This is a genomic window from Clostridiales bacterium, from assembly GCA_025757645.1.
Classification (GTDB): Bacteria; Bacillota; Clostridia; order Oscillospirales; family Oscillospiraceae; genus CAG-103.
The window spans coordinates 1,589,305-1,608,299 of sequence record CP107216.1 but is presented as its reverse complement, the minus strand read 5'-3'; the positions used below and the strand labels follow the sequence as shown (position 1 = coordinate 1,608,299).

Sequence of the window (18,995 nt, the reverse complement as noted above, 5' to 3'; positions counted from 1 at the left end):
CTCACTCAACGACCCATTTATAGCCGATACCTCGTTCCGTCAGCAAGTATTTAGGCTGATTGGGTGTGTCCTCAATTTTGTTTCTCAGCCGCCGGATATACACAGACAAGGTATTGTCATCCACAAAGTTTCCGTTGCCATCCCACATCCTATCCAGGATCATTTCTCGCGGCATAAGGTGATTAGGATTTTGCATGAACAAACATAGTAATTTGTATTCCACCAGCGGGAGGTCAAGCGGTTCATCATTTTTCCAAACGAGCCGTTCCGCCGTATCTACACGAATACCATTGGCTTCCAAAAAGGTATCTGCTTTGGAAAACTGCAAGGAACGGCGCAGGATTGCCTTAATTCTGGATAGAAGTTCATTCAGCTTGAACGGTTTGGTGATATAATCGTCGGCACCCATATCAAGTCCTCGGACAATGCTGATTTCCTGATCCGAAGCTGTCAAAAATATAATGGGAACGGTTGAGCTGTTCCGTACCGCTTTGCAAACATCGAAGCCTGTGCCATCTGGGAGCGTAACATCCAGCAAAAGTAAATCATAGGTGTTCTTTCGGAATAGGGCCAAAGCCTCCTTTACAGTTTTGGCATTGTCCACCATATATCCACTTGCTTCCAAAGTATATTGCAATCCATCAATCAGGCTCAAATCATCTTCAACATAAAGTATCTTTTGCATTTTTTTGCTCCTTTCCTTGCTTCGTTCTCATATCCACAGGCTTTTCCGCGTCTTTCGGAATCAGCCAAATTGTAGCCACCTTCACAGCACCGGGAATACGGCCACCGGCGCAATAATAGTTTATCTGCCGAATTGAAACTCCCCATTTTTCACTTGCTTCTTTTAGGGTCATATAGTCCATCTCTGCACCTCCTGCAATACATTCCATTATATTTCTATTGCTCGAAGAATACAAGCCTGCAACCATGTTGCAAAAAAGAAAAATCAGTATAATCGTACCGAAAAAACCGGAATGATAAGGTTATTCCTCAAATCAAACCGGAACGATACAATATTATTGAGGTGAACGATTATGCCGATTGATGATTTAACTGCTTTAGGGCAAAAAATGCGGGAAGCCAGAAAGAAAAAAGACCTGACACAACAGGAGCTTGCGGATCTGAGCCATGTTTCTGTAAAGCAAATCGCCAATATCGAAAAGGGGAAAATGAATCCTTCTTATTTGATTTTGAGAGCATTGGCAAAGGTCCTGCACATCTCTTTAGATACGCTTATAAATCCAGATATTTCTCTGGAAGATGAAGGTGTCAATCAGATGAAAATGCTTTATTCCAGCTGTCCGCCAGAAATGCGTGACACCCTGTTGCATCACACCCAAGAAACGGTGAAAGAACTGACAGAGTTGTCCGAGATATTTGAAATGAATTGAGCCAGTGAGTGAAATTTAACGATTCTCTCACTGGTTCTTTTCAATTTCGGAGAAAAGAGGCAAGCAATGCCTGTGTTAATACATACAGGCCCGCAGAGGAGAAAATCCCTTTGTGATTTTCCTCTCTGCTTGCTTGTTGAGGGCAGCGCCCCCAAGCCCCTTTGAACACAGAATTTCATTCTGTGGCTGCGCGTTCTGCGAACGCTTTTGACCAGGACCAGCTTACCGCTGGCCGTGGTCTTTTTCTTTTTCAACATCCTGTTCTACCTCCATTTTCAGCACCCGATCTACATTGGCCTTTGCCGTTAAAAGCTCCCGCATTTCCTCACGGGAATGCCGATACTCGGCATAGGTCTTTTTCTTTTCTTCCAGCAATTTCGCGTACTCTGTCTGCAACTCTTTGACCTTGGGCAGCTTCTTGACGCCCATCTCATCAAAGGCATTCTTAGCAGCCTGATGGAGCAGAATTTCTTCCTCATGTTCCTCCCGGAATTTCTTAGAGTATCCCGCCTTACGATATGCCACATAGACCTCACGGGTCTTGGCATAATTTACGATGTGAGTACGCAGAACAGCAATCTCCGCCATGCGCTTTTCAGCCGCTTTGATCTGCGCCGAAAGATCATTGTGATGTGCCGTGGCAGCCGTAGCCTTTTCTTCCAAAACCGTATACTCCAGCAGATTGTTCTCTGACAGGTAATTCATGGTTTGCGCCATTTGTTTCAGATTAAAAACTTTAGCCCATCGAGCATAGCCAGCACCTTTTCCAGCCTGCAATTTTGCCTGAATGTCCACCAGCAGATTGACCTTCGGCGGCTCTGCCTGTGTGACTGTTTTCTTTCGCGGGGTATGTGCTTTCTTTCCTAAGAGAACTGCCCGCAAATCTTCCAATCCATATCCTTCGCCCAGGCTGTCCATACGGGCGGCTTTCTCCCAACCGGGGAGCTTCAAGCGATATGATTTCCCTCGTTTTGATACCTCACAGCCGGATTCTTGCAGTAGCTTCAGAAGTTCCTCAAAATCAGCAGGGCTTTGTGATAATGCGTTGTCAATCGCCACACGAAGCAGCTCTCGGTGAGAGGGCTTTGCCTGATCTCCCAGCCACTTGTTATAGCTTTTTCCGTGAGGTTTCGGATTCTCTACAATGGACAGTCCGTTTTCAATGCAGATTGTATCACTTAACCGGCGAACCGCCTTGGTGCTGCCCCAAAAGTTTCGGAATTTCCGGTCATATTCTAAGCTGACCGATGACCAGATAATGTGATTATGAATGTGCGACTTGTCTATGTGAGTGCAGACCACAAAGGCATGATTGCCTTTAGTAAAACGCTTTGCAAATTCTACGCCCAGCCGGTTTGCTTCTTCCGGGGTAATCTCACCAGGGCGGAAGGACTGGCGCACATGATAGGCGATCACATCATCTGCGCCGCGCACCCGTCCGGTAGCGGCAATGTACTGCCGCTTTGCCAGAAGGAACTCCGCATCCGCAGTCCGGCTGTCACACGCATAGCCGGTAATGAGCTTGCCGTTATCTGTTTTCTGTGGATTTGCTACATAGTCGATGATGTCACTGATCGCCCGACTTTCTGTGCGGCCCTTGCCAACATGAAGCGGCATGATTCTTGTAGTTGCCATAAAAAACCCTCCTCTCAAAAATATTTTCTCTGAACTCTTTGTGCCTATCGTTGAAATAAACTCTCCTTATGGGTATAATATAAAGAAACTACCAATACCTCAAAGGAGGGATTTTATGATAGAACAGCTAATTGCTGAAGCAACCGAATGTGATTTCAAAGTTGCACTTGAAATAAAGAAACCAAAAAGCTGGTTAAAAAGTGTCAGTTCCTTTTCTAATGGAATCGGCGGAACTCTGTTTTTCGGAATCTCTGATGACCGGAAACCTATTGGCTTGTCCGATGTTCAAAAGGATGCTGAGGCGATCAGCCGCTTAATTAAAGAACGAATCACACCATTACCTCAGTTTATCTTAAAACCATTACAGGAAGATGGTAAAAATCTATTAGCTCTGGAGGTTTCTCCCGGCCGCAGCACCCCATATTATTACAAGGCAGACGGAGTGATGGAAGCATATATCCGTGTTGGAAATGAAAGCGTAATTGCCCCGGATTACATTGTAAATGAACTGATCTTAAAGGGAACCAATCAGTCCTTTGACACCTTAACAACAGAAGCTGTGAAAAAGGATTACAGCTTCACACTCCTGGAGGCAACCTATCTGGAACGAACCGGCCTCCGCTTTGAGCCATCCGATTATGTTTCCTTCGGTTTGGCTGACAAAAATGGGGTCTTGACCAATGCCGGAAAGCTCATGACCGATCAGCACACAGTTTATAACTCCCGTATGTTCTGTACCCGGTGGAATGGCTTGGAAAAAGGCTCTATCTTTGATGATGCACTGGACGATAAAGAATACGAAGGGAATCTGATTTATCTACTGAAAAGCGGCAGTGAATTTATTCGCAATAATTCCAAAGTCCGTTTTGTCAAAGAGGCACAGTATCGTGTAGACAAGCCAGATTATGCTGAACGAGCTGTGACAGAGGCTCTTGTTAATGCGCTTATCCATCGTGATTATATTGTACTTGGCAGCGAAATCCATATTGATATGTTTGATGATCGGGTGGAAATCACATCTCCGGGCGGTATGTTTGGCGGCGGCTCAATTCAGGAATACGATATTTACAGTATCCGTTCGATGCGACGAAACCCTGTGATTGCTGACCTGTTCCACCGCATGAAGTACATGGAACGCCGTGGAAGTGGCCTACGCAAAATCGTCAGTGAAACCGAAAAGCTGCCTGGATACACAGAGGCATATAAGCCCGAATTTTCCTCAACAGCGACAGATTTCAGAGTCATCTTGAAAAATGTAAACTACAACTTAGAGGGTGACGCCCACCAAGTTATCCACCAAGTTACCCACCAAGTTATTGAACTATCAACGGTATCCAAACAGATTTTGACTTTTTGCACAACACCAAAATCCAAGAAAGAGCTTGCAGTATTTTGCGGCTTCAAAGATTTAAGAAACTTCACTTTGAAACATATCAATCCGCTTTTAGAATCCGGGCAATTAGAAATGACTATTCCCGATAAACCTAAAAGTCGCAATCAAAAATATATTACAGTTCGTTCCGAATAAACAGAGAAGCAGGGCATTGGGTCTCATCTCCCATTGTCCTGCTTCTTTTTCATTCCAAATTATATTCACATCATTTACCCATACACCCAATCCTGTATCGCAAATTTCAAACTCTGCACCTTTCCCAGTAGCCAGATCGCAGCCAGCGGCAGCCCCATCGGGCTAATCAAAAATGCCATAACCAGCAAAATCACACCATTCTGCGGGGAATAGGTAATCAGCACAGCCACGCCAAGCAGAGCAATTACCGTGCTTAGTAGACCAAGCACCAGACCGGATATGTAGATCAGCCCCGTGCAGAGCCAGACAAAAAGCGTCAACACCAAAACGACCGGTGCAGTTACGATCATCAGCAGACATTTCAAAATCTTCATTCCTGTTCCTCCTTCCAACGCTCCAGATGCCGTTTGCACAGGGCATCCGCTTCTCTCTCATCATCTTCCGTCACTTCCCGTTTTCCTTTGGTCAGTTCAATCTCCAGATAAGTCCGGTAATCATCGGCTAAGAGGTCGAACAGTTCCTTGGGAGTATGGCACACCTCGCCAGAGCAATAGTGAAAATCTTGGTCAAATTCAACTCTTACACATCCATGGCGGCTGATATAAACTTCTATGGTCTCGTCTGCGGTCAGGTAATCCGCAAAAATCTCCAGCACCTTTTCAAAGGTCAGCATCTGTTTTCACTCCTTTGCTACGCTTCTTATTCTACTCATATTATCCGGTACGGACAGGCAAAAGACAAGGATACAGACAAAAAGAAAAAGCGGAGGAAGGTGCGGCGAAGAAACGCCGTTCCTCCCTCCGCAAATGGAGTATCTATCCCTGTTATGAAAGTTTGGAGAGTTGGGTAAGGATTTCCTTCACACCCTCCCACAGTTGTTCCTGCCGCTGGGATATATCCTCCAAGTCAGCATTATAAACCCGCCCGGTCTCATGCACTTTGCGGGTCAGCTGGTTCAAGTTGTTGCTGCTTCGGCGCATCAGGGAGACCAACTCCTTCAGCTCTGGCAGTTCCAGCTTGACCACATAACCATCCAGCGCCATTTTCCGCAGATAAGCGCTCAAATTCTCTGTCCCGTATTGCTGCATCTTTTGATGGATCAGTTCCAGTTCTTCTGCGGACACCCAAAACAAAACCGGCACATCCCGCTTGCGCTTTGCCATGGTTATCGCTCCGGCTCCCGTTTTTTCGGGGCGGCAGACTTATGGGCGGGCAGCTCCTGTTTGAGCTTATCCCGCACTGAGTGACGGGACGGTTCCAGTTTTTCTCTCTGGGTACGGCTGCGCTGCTGTTCTTCACGCACCAGATCAATAAAACCATCCAGCACAGCAGGGTGGCTGTTTAAGGCATAACCACAACGGACGGTTTCGGGATTATCGTTGGGAATGGTCTTGGCCCATTCTTTGTTGCGTCGGGAGTAACGCCCATCCCAGTCCTGAAGCTGGACCGTGTTAGACAGAACCATGGACACACGCTCCATGCCATAGGTCTCGATCACACCCTTTGCCGCATCGTGGCTGAGATACATTCCGTCGAAGTGCTCCCGCACCGCCGCTTCAATAGACTCCTTGCATTGGCGATTTACATTGTTGGAAGCTCGGTACTGCTCCAGCTCCCCATGTTCTCTCGCATAGGCAGCTGAATGGGGATAGATCGGTGTTGTTCGCAGTTCCTCTTTAGCTCTGCACACATCGTCGGCACGGTTCTCAATGCTGTCCCGGATCACATCCATGTGACCGGTCTCCAGCTTTTCAAAGTAGCGGTACACATCCGCCAGCGGCAAAGAAGATTCCAAAAGTGCCTGAGCCTGGGTGTCGGTCAACTCCAGTTCCTCTATTGCCATCACGATGTCCTCGCGGATGGTGTACTCATAGGCATGGTTTAAGACTTCTTCCGGGGGCTGGCTTTTCAGCCAGTCCCGGAACTTGTCCTGTTCGGCAGCCATCTTTTCATAAAGAGCTGTATTCAGATCGTTAGTATTCATGTTATCGCACCTCCTCATGCTGTTTTGGTTTCTTGTCTGTACTGCGGGGTTGCACCGGGCGTTTTAGGTTATCCAGCACCGAAGTCCGTGTGCTTTTGGCAACAACAGACTCGGTGTGTGCCTGCCCCTTTCCGTCGATGTTGAGCAGGGTATCCAACTCCACTAGACGGGCGTTTTTGCTTGTCAGTTCTTCTTCATAAAGGAATGGCTTTCCGACTTCCTCCTTTGCGGCAGCCTGCTGCTGATAGAGGTTATCCAGCTGTGCCTTTGCCGCCTCCAGACGCTGGGGCATCTGAGTGAGGGCATTGTCGATACGGGTAAGATTTCCGCGAGGGTCTGTACCAAGGGTTGCCCTGTGGGTCATCTGTCCTTTCAGCAGGAGCGTATATTCCTGTTTCCAAGCGAAAAATTCCACGGACATGGCATAACCCCGGTAGCTGCCGATCTGCACCGGATCGGAGGTTTTGACCTCCTTGCAGGCATCCAAAAGGGCTGCACCGGCGTTCTCCTTATCGGTCAGCAGGTCTCCACGAATCTCCATACCGGCAAAACCGTCCTCCGGGTGCGGGTGTGCTGCCAAAACCTCCAGGTCAGATTCAAAGCCCTTGATAAAGCCTTTGTGCTTTTCAATCTCCTCCGGGAAGTATTTGAGCAGCTGGTCCTCCAGACGATATTGCTTGCTCTGGTGGTCGGCTTTCATCAGCTTCAGGCGGGATACCTCCACATCCAAATCCATACGCTCCTTGATGCGGGGATCTCCGGCACACAGAGCCTTGATCTCGGCAAAACTGAGGGCTGTTTCATCCACATCATCGCAGGAACGCACCGGCGATTTAGAAGTCATAATCTGGGAAATGAATTTCTGCTTATTCTCCACCGTCTGCCAGAGGTATGCATCAAAGGTTCCTTCTGTCACATAGCGGTACACATGGACAAGAGGATTCTTGTTACCCTGACGCTCGATACGACCCTTGCGCTGGGCAAGGTCTCCCGGTCTCCACGGACAGTCCAGGTCATGAAGTGCCACCAGACGGTCCTGCACATTGGTGCCTGCGCCCATCTTGGCGGTGCTGCCTAAGAGGACACGAACCTGACCGGTACGGACTTTAGAGAACAGCTCCTTTTTCCGCACTTCGGTATTGGCTTCATGGATAAAAGCGATCTGGTCGGCAGGCATCCCCTGGGCAATAAGTTTCTGACGAATATCGTCATATACCGTAAAGGCCGGCTCCTGCTCCGGCAGAGGCACAGCGCCTTCCAATGCGTGAAGCAGTGGATTATCCAGCGTTTTCGCCGCCTTGCTTGCAGGAGCTTTTGCCTGCGGTGTAGAAATGTCGCAGAACACCAGCTGGGTCAGCTTGTCAGCTTTGCCGTCCCGCCAGATCTGCATGATGTTGTCCACACACTGATTGACCTTTGTGCCAGGTTCGTCCGGCAGCATCTGGTTGACGATTCTCTGGTCAAGCCCCAGCTTACGGCCATCCGAGGTAATCTTGAGCATGTTATCCTGGGACGGGTCAACAGTTCCACTGTGTACCAGCGATGCACGCTCCGAAAGAGCTTTGACCATTTCCTGCTGATGTTCGGTAGGCTGCGCCACGATGTTGTGGTACTCCACTTCCGGGGTAGGGAGATTTAACTGATCGGCAGTCTTGATGTCGGCCACTTCTTTGAACAGGTTCATCAGCTCCGGCAGATTAAAGAACTTGCTGAATCTCGTTCTTGCCCGGTAGCCGGTGCCTTCCGGTGCCAGCTCCAATGCTGTGACGGTCTCCCCAAATCGGGAAGCCCAGCAGTCGAAGTGGGTCATGTTCAGCTCTTGCAGGCGTTCATATTGAAGATAACGCTGCATGGTGTAAAGCTCGGTCATGGAGTTGCTGACCGGTGTGCCGGTGGCAAAGATCACGCCACGGTTTCCGGTGATCTCATCCATATAGCGGCACTTGGCAAACATATCGGAGGATTTCTGCGCGTCCGATGTGGAAAGACCAGCCACATTCCGCATTTTTGTGTATAAAAACAGGTTCTTGTAGTTGTGGGCCTCGTCCACAAACAGCCGGTCCACACCCAGCTGCTCAAAAGTTACCACATCATCTTTTCGCCCCTCGGCTTGCAGCTTTTCCAGTCTGGCTTCCAGAGACTTTCTGGTACGCTCCAGCTGCTTGACGGTAAAACGCTCGCCGCCGCTGGCCTGCACCTCTGCGATGCCCTCGGTGATCTCGTCGATCTGCTCATAGAGAAGCCGTTCCTGACGCTCCCGGCTGACGGGGATACGCTCAAACTGACTGTGTCCCATGATGATGGCGTCGTAGTCACCGGTCGCAATACGGGCGCAGAACTTCTTGCGGTTATGGGTCTCAAAGTCCTTTTTGGTTGTGACTAAGATGTTGGCAGAAGGATAGAGGCGCAGAAACTCCGATGCCCACTGCTCAGTCAGGTGGTTGGGAACCACAAAGAGAGATTTCTGGCACAAGCCCAGGCGTTTGGCTTCCATCGCAGCGGCCACCATCTCAAAGGTTTTGCCTGCGCCTACTTCGTGTGCCAGCAGGGTATTTCCGCCATACAGCACATGGGCGATGGCGCTTTTCTGGTGTTCCCGCAGGGTAATGGCCGGGTTCATGCCGCCAAAAGTGATATGGCTGCCATCATACTCGCGGGGACGGGTAGAGTTCATTTCCTCGTTATACTGGCGCACCAAAGTCTGGCGTCGCTCCGGGTCTCTCCAGATCCAGTCCCTAAAGGCTTCCCGGATAGCCTGCTGTTTTTGGGCAGCCAGAGTGGTCTCCTTGGCGTTTAGTACGCGGCGCTCTTTTCCGTCTGCGTCCTCTATGGTGTCATAGATACGGACATCCCGCAGGTTCAGGCTGTCCTCCAAAATCTTATAAGCATTGGCGCGGCTGGTTCCATAGGTAGTGTAAGCTGCCACATCGTTGTAGGATACAGAAGATTTCCCCTTGATCTGCCATTCAGCAGTGAAGGAGGAATAGTTGACCTCAATGCTGCGCTGGAGATAAAACGGGGTGTTGAAGGTCTCGTACATAAACTGCTGGATGTACTCCTTGTCAATCCAGGTAGCGCCCAGACGCACCTCGATTTCCGACGCATCCAGGTCTTTGGGCTGGGCGGCGGTAAGGGCTTCCACATTGACTGCAAAAGAAAGGTTCTGCTGTGCCGCCCTCTGTGCCTGACGCAGTTTGCGGCGTACATTGCCGGAAAGGTATTCATCAGCAGTCACATAATGGGGTGTGCCGTCTTTCTCCAACTGTCCCGGTACACGGAAGATCACGCCTTGCAGCTCTCCGGCCAGTTCTTCTTTTGTTTTTCCGGTAAGCCGACTCATATAGCTCATATCTACGCAGGCTTTTTCCGAGATGGACACCGCCAGTGCTTCGCTTGCCGTATCCACAGTAGCCACTGCCTGATGGGGCTTGATGGTCCGTTTGGTGAACATATCCGCCTTGCGCTCCAGCTTTCCGTCCTCGTCGATGACTTCCAGCGCACAGAGCAGGTAATAGGAAGAATCATCTGCATAGGCCAGTCGGTTTGCACGGTCATTGATAAGGCCATATTTTGCAGAAAAGCTGTCATAGAGGCTGTTCAGTTCCGCCTGCTTTTGGGTAATGGTGCTGTCTGGAACCGCTGCATCCATCTGAAGGTCGATCAGTTCCTGCACACAATCACGCAGTCCCACAAGACCTTTTACACGGGCTTCGGCGGTGGCGTTGAGGTCAGGGCGCACCATGCGGCTGTTTTCCCGATAGTACACCTGCCCGTCTACAATGGCATAGGAATAGTTCTTCACATTTGGGTCGGCAGGAATGGAGGTGTCAATGGCTTCGCCTTCGCCCAGCTCCGGCAGCTCTGCCTCCTGATAAGTGCCATGAATGTACTTCACAGCATCATGCAGCTGATCGGAAAGCTCCAGTCCCTCGATAGGGTTCACGGTGTAATCCATACCATGAGCAGTGCTTACCGGCTCCTGTCTGCCCAGCACCATTTCCGGGTGGTCGATAAAATACCGGTTGATGGCAAACCCATCCTCCGTTTGTCCGGTCTGCGTCCACTCTGGTGCAATGTCCAGCGGACGGTCCCGCTTTTGGAGAAAGATGATGTCCGATACAACCTCGGCACCGGCATTCTTTTTGAACGCGTCATTAGGCAGACGGATCGCTCCCAGTAGCTCGGCACGCTGGGCAAGATAGCGGCGCACGGTGGAATCCTTGGCATCCATGGTATAGCGGGAGGTCACAAAAGCTACCACACCGCCGGGACGCACCTGATTCAATGCTTTGGCGAAAAAGTAATTATGAATGTTGAAATTCAGCTTGTTGTAGGCTTTGTCATTGACCTGATACTGACCAAAAGGCACATTGCCGATGGCAAGGTCAAAGAAGTCCCGCCTGTCAGTGGTCTCAAAGCCGCCTACTGTGATGTCCGCCTTGGGATAGAGCTGCTTTGCGATGCGCCCGGAAACCGGGTCCAGCTCCACACCGTATAGACGGCTGTTTCTCATTTCCTCCGGCAGCATACCGAAGAAGTTGCCCACACCCATAGATGGCTCCAAAATATTTCCGGTCTCAAAGCCCATGCGCCCCACCGCTTCATAGATTGCCTGAATAACCGTAGGGCTAGTGTAATGGGCATTGAGGGTAGAGCTTCTGGCGGCGGCATATTCCTCCGGGGTCAGCAACTCTTTCAGCTGGGCATACTCGGAAACCCATGCCGGTTTTTCCGGGTCAAAGGCATCTGAAAGACCGCCCCAGCCCACATAACGGGAAAGAATCTCCTGTTGTTCGGGGCTTGCCTGCTGTCCGGCAGATTCCAGCTCTTTCAGCAAACGAATGGCATTAACATTTGCCTGGAACTTGGCTTTTGGACCGCCTTCACCCAAATGCTCATCGGTAATGCGGAAGTTCTGTGCATTGCGGCGCAGGTTAGCCTTGTATTCCTCATAGGAGGCTTCCTCGGCAGCTTTGGCATTGGGGAAGGTCTGCCACTGGCCGTTGACCTGAATGGAAACCGGGTGTTCATCCAGCACTTCCTCAAAGGTTTTCTCCGGCTCTGTTACAGGGGCTGGCGGCTCCGGCTCCTCAATATGCAACCGTTCCACCACCACATCATAAGGTAGATGGTTCTTATCGCCCGGATAGACGGCCATGGTCTCGGAATGGAAGGTCGGGGATTCGGTAGCCGGTTGGGGCTGTTCCTGTCCAAAGCCGTCCTGCTGACGGGCATACATCCCGCGCAGCAAAGGCGCAACCTCATCCCAGCGGAAATACAGCACAGCCAGACGCTTTTCCTCTGCGTCCAGGACTTCCAGCTCCATGCCCTGTGCCGTGGTACGGTAATCGGCAATATCGCCGGTCTCCAGATTCAGGGTCTCAATCTCATGAGGGTAGGCTCTGCTCAGCCAGTAGGCGATCTCACTGTTGCTCCTGCCAGATTGCAGTAGCGTGGAAAGCTGCTGTTTATCCGCTTCATCCATCAGTCCATGGGCCAATACATCCCGCAGGTCTTGATCTGCCTTGTCCGGGTCAATGGGAAGAAACTCGGTATAGTAAGCATTGCGGCGGTCTGCCCGAAGCAGCTGCTCGAACTGTTCTTTGCGCTCTGCCCGATAGATGGGATATACCATGCCGGTAGGCAGAAGCTGCACGGTGTCCTCCCGCAGCTCGGTGATCTGATAGGCGTCATCCTCGATATACACGGTATCGCCCACGGCATAAACCGGGGCGGCAGGATCATAGGAGGTTCTTTGCGGAGTCGGGCGGCGAACTGCATCATATTCCTCATCAGAAATGGAAACCTCGGAAGTCTGTTCTGTCTCGGCAGCTGCGATCTGCTCGGCATCCGACATCACCTGTTGGATAAACGGGTCATTGTCCAGTTTTTCCGGGTCTGCCACCTGTCCGTTGACGATCCCTCTTTCCTCCAGGGCTTCCCGGATGGCGATAGGGTCGATATTGTCAAAACGATCCTGTTCTTCTTCGGTATAGAACCGGTCCTCCTGAATCAGCTGGGCAAGCCTGCGCTGTACCTTCGGCCAGGGCAGCTGTGTTTCCTCCGGGCTTCCGGCACGGACAACGAACGGGCTGTTGCTGCCACCGTATTCCTGAGCCAGCCATGCAGCGGTATCCTTCTCTCTTGCATGGTCTTTCATATAGCGGACGACAGCGTGTTTACTCTCGATATTGCCGTTCCATGCACAAAGGGCAGTATCAATATCTTCCTGAGAAAGAGGGCGCAGAAGCTCATGGAGCTTTGGATAGGTTTCGTCGATCACTTCCCGGTGCAGGCGCTGGCGGAACTCCGGCACATCCGAATAAAGGCGGATCAGCTCCATATCCTTAGAGCCAAGAACCGCACGGCGCACAGCGGCATTGCCCTCGATGACAGCATTTTCACGGTCGGAATGACCGCAGGCATTTCGATATGCCACATCCTCAGATATGGCGGCAGTCACCACAGGCTTATACTGCTCAAACTGCTCCCGAAGGGTAGGCTTTGGCGTTTCTTCCTCTATCTCCGGCTGCTGGGCTTGAATGGCATCTTCTTCTGCCAGATCCTTTTCAGCCTGGATCTTGTCATACTGCGCTTGTTCCTGTTCGGTAAGATAGCGACCTTTCTTGACAAGTGAGGTAATGCGCTTGGAAACCTTTTCCCAGTTCAAGTGAACATCCGGGCAGTCCTGCTTTTTATAGTGCAGTCCTTTCCCATCGTGATCTTCGCCGCTGTGTGTTGCGCCGGACAGGGCATGAGAGCGTCCGCCAATGCCATACTCGTCTTTAAGGAATCTCACTTTTTCCTTATCCGTATGGTTTTCCATGAAGAACGCATAGATACGGCCTTTTCCTCCGGCGAAACTGCTTCCGCCGGTCATGGCGGCGTCGATCTCATCCTCGGTAATAAAGTGCTGGACGGTTGGCACTTGGGAAAGCTCTGAAGAAAAGGTCCTGCGTGGCAGGTCAAGGTCCTTCAGGTTCTCCCAGATCTCCCTCGGTCTATGATAGTGAAAACGCAACAGGTCACGGTCCTGCTGATAGGCAGTCCAGAAGGCAGCGTATTCTTCCTTGAGGGTCTGGCGGAAAGCCGGTTCACTCAGCTTCTCCGTCAGACGGCGGGTCTCCTCTGGGAATCCATTGCCTTTGATCTCTGACAGGCAGGACAAATATCCGGCTTTTCTGGCGTCCTCACTGAGATCGTGATACAGATGCCAGAGCTTTTCCGAGAGGAGGGATCGTTCATAGCCTGCCGCTTCTGCAAGCTCCACATTGGAGGCAAACTGACCACTTTCCAAAAGCTCCCCGATACGCTCTGCGGCGCGCTCCCAAGAAATGACCTGGGCAGACCTGTCATAACGGACAGACTTCCCGTGGGAAAGATGGATACCATCCTCGGCATACCATGCACTCACACTGCCAACGCCGTTGCCACCGTGGTACAGCGTTTTCAGTATCTCGGCAATCTCAGCGGTGGTTTTCTGCTTTTCAAAGGCTGCAACCACACGCTCCCTCTGACGGTCTGTATTGCCTCCCAAACGCAGCACATGGTCAATGTCATTTTGGGCAAAAGAAAAAGCAGAGGATGTATGTGCTACATTCTCTGCTTCATCTATGGATTGGATCTGTTCCGCTTCGGAGAGGAACAGGTTTAGAGTCAGCTGTTGATAAGCTCCGCCATCAGAATCTCCTCTGCCTGAGCTTTGCAGGTGTTCATCAGCCCCACCCACTTCATGGGATCGCTGGCTTTCAGTTCCTCGGTGGCTCCCGCTTCCTTCGCCAGCTGGGGCATCATCTGCTCCAGTCTGTTCTGGGCGGTCTCGTCGATCTCCAGAAGGTGCTGGTACAGCTTCTCGCTCAGCAGCATCTGGTTGTAGAGGATGGGACGATGTTCCTTCAGGTAGGTTTTCCTCATCCTGCCGTACTTGCCCAGGGGTTTCTCCGGCTGCTGGCTCAGCTTCAGGTCGGGAATCAGATAGTCTCCGTTCTGGATATAGGTCATGGGATTGTTCATCTTGTTTGCTCCTTTCTTGGTTGGCTTCGCGCTCTGCATTTCGGACGCTAACGCCGATCTGCCTCAGCACCTGCTGGTTGATCTGGCTGACCGCTGTTCCCAGCGCCCCGATGGTGGACGGGGTATTGAAATCAAAGATTGCCATGAAATCTTCGTGGTCGAAGTAGCGTTCCGGCTCCAGTCCGCAGCGGGACATCAAAGCGTAAGTGATGCTGACGGTGGCTGCTGCCTTGAACTGTACTCCGATGTTAAACTCATCATATTCCTCCAAAAAGGAACCGTCAACGATATAGAAGAAGTCCTGCTGATGCTCCGTCCAGTATTCCTCAGCCAGTTTTCCGGCTACCTCCGTGAGCTGTCCGGCAAGGTCATCACCGGAAACATCATAGGTGCGCTCAAGCATGGCCTGCACCGAATCCAAATGGCGCTCCTCCAGCTGCCACAGCCAGGGAGTGCGGGAATGTTCACGGGTTCCGGTGTCGGAAATATCAAAAACATAGCGCAGGCGGGGTCTGTCCCCGGAATCGTCCACCAGAGCGATTCCCTTGGAGCCACGCCTTACATACCGGCCCATCTTTTCATTCCACAAATCGTACTCTGCACAGGCGGTAGCGTCCGGGCGCTGGGCGTAGATCATCAGCTGCTCATGGAACGGGTACTTGTAAAGTCGGGCTGCCGTAGTAAGGAACCCTGCCCATTCCTGCCAGCTTCCAGTGAGTTGCGTTGCCACTTTCTCCGCCATCTGTGCATATAGTTCAGCTTTGGTTGGCATAGTATTCTGTCCTCCTTTCAGTTTTGGGGTAAAAAGGCGGGGTTGCAGATCGCCACCCCATCCCTGCGGTTATGTTGTTTACTGGTCAAAATCCGGGTACAGCTCCAGTTCGGCAAACTTCTCATCGGTCATCGCACAGAGCTTCGTAAGAGCGCTGTCGGTCAACTCTTTCAGCTCCGTTTCCTCCGGCGAAAGCTCGCCGCGCATCTCACGCAGACTGTCAATCAGCCCGGTGCGGCTGCCGGTATTGTAAATGCACATCAGGTTCATTTCCTCAAAAGTAAAGTTGCCCATATCAAATCTCCCTTTCCGCACTCTTTTTGGGTGCTGTCTTTTTGTGTTCTGTCTTGGGCTGGCCTTTCAGCTGCTCCATGACGGACTTTTTCTTTTCCCGTTCCTCCCGATGGGTGGCGGCTGCCAACTCCATCAGGGAAATGGGCTGACCGCTTCGGGCCTGCTGTTCCAGCTCTGCCACCGTAGGTTCTTTTGCGCCATTGTTGATGATACCGTCGATCATGCCGTAATCGTCCTCCAGCATCATTTCCGCATTTTTCAGCGGGTTTTCTGGCAGGAATCCGGGGATCTGGGTAAAACCAACACTGTCACAGTAATGACAGGATACCTTACCGTCCTGTCTGATCGCAACGATGTCGCTGACGCTCATGGAGGGACTGTGAAAGTCCACGGGCTTTTCCAGATTGAATTGCTGATAGAGTTTTTCCAGCTGCTCCGGCACAGTGCCAGACTCCCTCAGAGGAGCTGTGTAAATGAGGTCATAATTGCTGCGGTCTATGGAAATGTTATGGGACTTTAACCAGTCCAGATTCATAAAGCGCACATTCTGCGGATCGTCACGACTTACCTGATAGATGGCAAAGCAATCTCTGTTCTGGGAGAGAAATGCCTGTTCGCGTTCCTGCTGATGTTCCTGACGCTCCATGACCTTTTCGTGGAACTGAGGGCTTTTCTCCCATTCCTCATGGTCCACACCGAAAAGACCGCCATGATCCATGATTTCCTGCGGGTCAAACACCATGCTCTCCGTATTGTCCTCATGCAGCACATAGACGGTCAAACCGGCGGCATCCAGTTCCAACGCCCGTTCTCTGGTAACAGGGAGCATCCCATCATAGGAGTAGCCGTATTCCTGCATATCCTGTGTGGATACCTGCTCATCTGGCATGGGGTATTCATCCAGTGCCTGCTCCTGCGCTTCCGGCAGCTGGGCAGAAGCGGTCATCTGACTTGCCTCTGCTTGCATCTGCTCATAAGCAGCTTCCTGCAAGGTCTCAACCATAGACAAGGGAGCGCGTCTGAGCAAAGTGCTGTCCAGATCGTTATCATCACAAATCTGGAGAACTGCCTTCATGCAGGAAAGCTCCGGCATATCCAGCTGACCACCATCCAGCTCTTTCATGGACGCAGCATCGTAAAGAGTGTAGTCCCATCCGCTGTCACAAGGTTGGATATGAAAATAGGTAGTATCGTTGATCAGAAACAAAGCCTCCTGCCGGTTGGCATCCGCCCCCAGTACCTCCATTTCCGACATGGCCGCAGCCAGTTCCTTTACCGCTTTCTGTACCAGCGGATTGTCACGGTAATAGTCGATTGCCTGAATAGTGTCCAGGTCAATGGTCTGCCCGGTCAAAATTGGAAACGGTCCTTCATAGTCGCTTCCGTCTTTCAGCTCAAAGCCAATGCCCTTGATCCCGTTCATTCGCTCTGCCGGAATTTCCTGATAGATGCGGACCGCCTCCTCCAAAGACAGGTTATCGTGATATTCTCCAAGGTTTGAAAACTCCATGCACTCTGCCACATAGTAAGTCAGATTGCCGGTTGGCTGCTCTATCGGGGCGGTTTCCGGCTCTGCCTTTGCATGGGGATCAATCCCACGCTCTTTACATATTTCCTTATAGTGGCGCTCAATGTCAGAGATCAAAGTGCCGGAGGTCTTATTGATGGTCTCCAAACTGGCTCTCAGCTCTTTCAGCTCCTTGCCCTGACTCCAGCTTGCAATATAGCCGAAGCTGTTTTCTCCGGTCTCGATGCCAAAATATTTGCAGACTGCATAGGAGATGCTTTCAGCCTCCACTTCCTCCGTGTGGCGGTCTTTCCTCTGTTCTTGCAAAAACTGGGTGAGGGTAGAAAAGCCGCCAACAAAATTCAGCCCTTCTTCCTCGGTCAGCATCAGGCGTCCATCTTCCGCCAGCTCCAGCGGCTCTGTCAGCAGAACGGAACCTGCATGGTTTACAACCACTTGTTCTTCTACACAGACCGGCTCTCCGGGGTCGTAGTCAGAACCGCGCAGGTCATAGCAATAAACGCCCTCCGGCAGATTATCACGGACAATCCGCCCATTGGAGAACAGACCGGGTTTATCAAACAGCTCGATCTCCTGATATTGCTCGTCATTGGCAATCTGAATCTTTTTCTGATTGTGGAGCTTGCTGTGGGCAATCTCGTGTACTGTGGCCGAAACCGTCTGCACCTCACTCATGCCCTGGCGAATGGCGATTTTCTGATGATCGGCAGAAAAATAGCCGTCCGTATCGGCGGCCATTGCTTCAAAAGTGATCGGCACCGGCGCACTGCGGCGCAGAGCCTCCATGAATGCCTCATAATTTGGCACATTGCCGGAAAGGGAGGAAGCAAGCTCAGGCAAAGGTTTCCCGTCGGTCTGGCTCACATCAAAGACCTTGACCGGGCGAAACATGGGGATCTCGATTTCTTTTTCCTCTGTGACGATCTTTCCGTCTTTATCCAAAATCGGAGCCTTGGTATCCGGGTCCAGTTTCTGCTCCTCGATTTTCTTCTTATATGGTGTGGGAGCAATGATGGTAATGCCATGCTCGCCCTTTTTTACATGACGCTCAAACTGGTCTTTCCACTTATTGTATCCGGCTACCAATGTAGCGTCCGGCTTCTGCATATAGATGAGCATGGTGTTGTTTACCGAATAGCGGTGGAAGCGGGACATGACGGACAGATAGCGCATATACTTTTCACTCTCAAACAGTTCCTTGATCCCCTGCTCGATGCCATCTGTGATTTCCCTTAGCCGCTCTCGGTTGGTGTGTTTGTTCTCAGCCATGATTTTCAATCTCCTTTCCAAATGTGTGATTTCTGCTGTGTGTTCTGCAATCCATGCCTTTTGTTCTTCTTCACTTTCATAAAAAAAAAGGTCCAACAGGTACTCTACATAGGTTTTCTTCTGGATTGCTTCCACAAAACGGGGGTGCGGTTCTTCCTCCGGTGTCCGGGGAGAATTGTCGGCCTCCCATTTTTTCAGCAGATAGTAGTAATCGGACAGTACGCGATAACACCGCTGCCGGTCCTCCCGAAACTTTTGTGCCTCTGTTTTCTGCCGGACATATCTCCTACGGGGAGGGGCCTGACTGTCATAGATTAGGCCAAAGTCCTGTGCCAGTTTCTCCGCCGCTTCTTTTGGGGAGAGGTCAAAGAGCTTTGCGGTAAAGTCGATCACATCCCCATCTTCACCGCAGCCAAAGCAGTGGAACCGCTGGTCTACCTTCATGCTGGGGTTCTTATCATCGTGAAAGGGACAGCAGGCCATGCCATTTCGTTTGACCTCGATCCCATAAAACGCTGCCGCATCTCTGGTGCTGACCGACTGCTTGACTGCTTCAAATACATTCTCTGTCATGTGCC

14 protein-coding genes are annotated in these 18,995 nt (G+C 51.0%); 3 read left to right on the top strand and 11 right to left on the bottom strand.

All coding sequences use genetic code 11. The features are described from left to right. Window position 1: 1 nt before the first annotated feature. Together OGM61_07670 and OGM61_07665 are read right to left on the bottom strand one after the other, a co-directional pair. Entirely contained in the window at window positions 2-685 is a 684-nt protein-coding gene (locus tag OGM61_07670; protein ID UYI83732.1) for a response regulator transcription factor, read from the bottom strand. Next, window positions 663-866 carry a helix-turn-helix domain-containing protein gene (locus tag OGM61_07665; protein UYI83731.1) on the bottom strand — a complete coding sequence of 68 codons (204 nt, stop codon included), beginning with the start codon at window positions 864-866 and terminating at the stop codon, window positions 663-665. Before OGM61_07665 ends, OGM61_07670 begins: the two co-directional genes overlap by 23 nt. Window positions 867-1,037: 171 nt before the next feature. Between OGM61_07665 and OGM61_07660 the strand changes: the two genes are divergently transcribed. Then, the gene (locus OGM61_07660) at window positions 1,038-1,394 is read left to right on the top strand and encodes a helix-turn-helix domain-containing protein (GenBank protein ID UYI83730.1); all 357 of its coding nucleotides are present in this window, start codon (window positions 1,038-1,040) and stop codon (window positions 1,392-1,394) included. Window positions 1,395-1,616: 222 nt separating this feature from the next. Here the strand turns inward: OGM61_07660 and OGM61_07655 are convergent, their stop codons facing one another. Further along, the gene (locus OGM61_07655; GenBank protein UYI83729.1) at window positions 1,617-3,029 is read right to left on the bottom strand and encodes a relaxase/mobilization nuclease domain-containing protein; all 1,413 of its coding nucleotides are present in this window, start codon (window positions 3,027-3,029) and stop codon (window positions 1,617-1,619) included. 115 nt (window positions 3,030-3,144) lie between these two features. On the opposite strand from OGM61_07655, the gene OGM61_07650 reads away from it, so the two are divergent. After that, a complete protein-coding gene (locus OGM61_07650; GenBank protein UYI83728.1) occupies window positions 3,145-4,557 on the top strand; it encodes a putative DNA binding domain-containing protein in 1,413 nt (470 codons plus the stop codon). A gap of 74 nt (window positions 4,558-4,631) precedes the next feature. Here the strand turns inward: OGM61_07650 and OGM61_07645 are convergent, their stop codons facing one another. From OGM61_07645 to OGM61_07620, 6 genes are all read right to left on the bottom strand, one after another. Then, the gene (locus tag OGM61_07645) at window positions 4,632-4,931 is read right to left on the bottom strand and encodes a CD1845 family protein (GenBank protein UYI83727.1); all 300 of its coding nucleotides are present in this window, start codon (window positions 4,929-4,931) and stop codon (window positions 4,632-4,634) included. Next, entirely contained in the window at window positions 4,928-5,230 is a 303-nt protein-coding gene (locus OGM61_07640; protein ID UYI83726.1) for a hypothetical protein, read from the bottom strand. The genes OGM61_07645 and OGM61_07640 overlap by 4 nt, the downstream gene beginning before the upstream one ends. Window positions 5,231-5,381: 151 nt before the next feature. Further along, window positions 5,382-5,720: a MobC family plasmid mobilization relaxosome protein gene (locus tag OGM61_07635; GenBank protein UYI83725.1), complete on the bottom strand. Its 339-nt coding sequence runs from the start codon at window positions 5,718-5,720 to the stop codon at window positions 5,382-5,384. A gap of 2 nt (window positions 5,721-5,722) precedes the next feature. Next, on the bottom strand, window positions 5,723-6,541 hold the full coding sequence (locus tag OGM61_07630) for a DUF3849 domain-containing protein (protein ID UYI83724.1): 819 nt from the start codon (window positions 6,539-6,541) through the stop codon (window positions 5,723-5,725). A gap of 1 nt (window position 6,542) precedes the next feature. Then, window positions 6,543-14,078 (bottom strand): SNF2-related protein, encoded by a 7,536-nt coding sequence (locus tag OGM61_07625; protein UYI85577.1) that lies wholly within the window; start codon window positions 14,076-14,078, stop codon window positions 6,543-6,545. A gap of 119 nt (window positions 14,079-14,197) precedes the next feature. Next, the gene (locus OGM61_07620) at window positions 14,198-14,554 is read right to left on the bottom strand and encodes a TnpV protein (GenBank protein UYI83723.1); all 357 of its coding nucleotides are present in this window, start codon (window positions 14,552-14,554) and stop codon (window positions 14,198-14,200) included. On the opposite strand from OGM61_07620, the gene OGM61_07615 reads away from it, so the two are divergent. Beyond that, entirely contained in the window at window positions 14,541-15,308 is a 768-nt protein-coding gene (locus tag OGM61_07615) for a hypothetical protein (GenBank protein UYI83722.1), read from the top strand. The two genes, OGM61_07620 and OGM61_07615, sit on opposite strands and share 14 nt — an antisense overlap. Window positions 15,309-15,404: 96 nt before the next feature. On the opposite strand, the gene OGM61_07610 is transcribed toward OGM61_07615, so the two are convergent. Together OGM61_07610 and OGM61_07605 are read right to left on the bottom strand one after the other, a co-directional pair. After that, a complete protein-coding gene (locus OGM61_07610) occupies window positions 15,405-15,620 on the bottom strand; it encodes a transposon-transfer assisting family protein (protein ID UYI83721.1) in 216 nt (71 codons plus the stop codon). Window position 15,621: 1 nt separating this feature from the next. Beyond that, a complete protein-coding gene (locus OGM61_07605) occupies window positions 15,622-18,990 on the bottom strand; it encodes a YodL domain-containing protein (protein ID UYI83720.1) in 3,369 nt (1,122 codons plus the stop codon). Between the last annotated feature and the right edge of the window lie 5 nt (window positions 18,991-18,995).

What these genes read in the sequence shown, in the direction of transcription:
- OGM61_07650 (UYI83728.1), top strand. Translation starts at nt 3,145, where the DNA reads ATGATAGAACAGCTAATTGCTGAAGCAACCGAATGTGATTTCAAAGTT.
- OGM61_07655 (UYI83729.1), bottom strand. Translation starts at nt 3,029, where the DNA reads ATGGCAACTACAAGAATCATGCCGCTTCATGTTGGCAAGGGCCGCACA.
- OGM61_07670 (UYI83732.1), bottom strand. Translation starts at nt 685, where the DNA reads ATGCAAAAGATACTTTATGTTGAAGATGATTTGAGCCTGATTGATGGA.
- OGM61_07610 (UYI83721.1), bottom strand. Translation starts at nt 15,620, where the DNA reads ATGGGCAACTTTACTTTTGAGGAAATGAACCTGATGTGCATTTACAAT.
- OGM61_07615 (UYI83722.1), top strand. Translation starts at nt 14,541, where the DNA reads ATGGGATTGTTCATCTTGTTTGCTCCTTTCTTGGTTGGCTTCGCGCTC.
- OGM61_07660 (UYI83730.1), top strand. Translation starts at nt 1,038, where the DNA reads ATGCCGATTGATGATTTAACTGCTTTAGGGCAAAAAATGCGGGAAGCC.
- OGM61_07630 (UYI83724.1), bottom strand. Translation starts at nt 6,541, where the DNA reads ATGAATACTAACGATCTGAATACAGCTCTTTATGAAAAGATGGCTGCC.
- OGM61_07640 (UYI83726.1), bottom strand. Translation starts at nt 5,230, where the DNA reads ATGCTGACCTTTGAAAAGGTGCTGGAGATTTTTGCGGATTACCTGACC.
- OGM61_07645 (UYI83727.1), bottom strand. Translation starts at nt 4,931, where the DNA reads ATGAAGATTTTGAAATGTCTGCTGATGATCGTAACTGCACCGGTCGTT.
- OGM61_07665 (UYI83731.1), bottom strand. Translation starts at nt 866, where the DNA reads ATGGACTATATGACCCTAAAAGAAGCAAGTGAAAAATGGGGAGTTTCA.
- OGM61_07605 (UYI83720.1), bottom strand. Translation starts at nt 18,990, where the DNA reads ATGACAGAGAATGTATTTGAAGCAGTCAAGCAGTCGGTCAGCACCAGA.
- OGM61_07620 (UYI83723.1), bottom strand. Translation starts at nt 14,554, where the DNA reads ATGAACAATCCCATGACCTATATCCAGAACGGAGACTATCTGATTCCC.
- OGM61_07635 (UYI83725.1), bottom strand. Translation starts at nt 5,720, where the DNA reads ATGGCAAAGCGCAAGCGGGATGTGCCGGTTTTGTTTTGGGTGTCCGCA.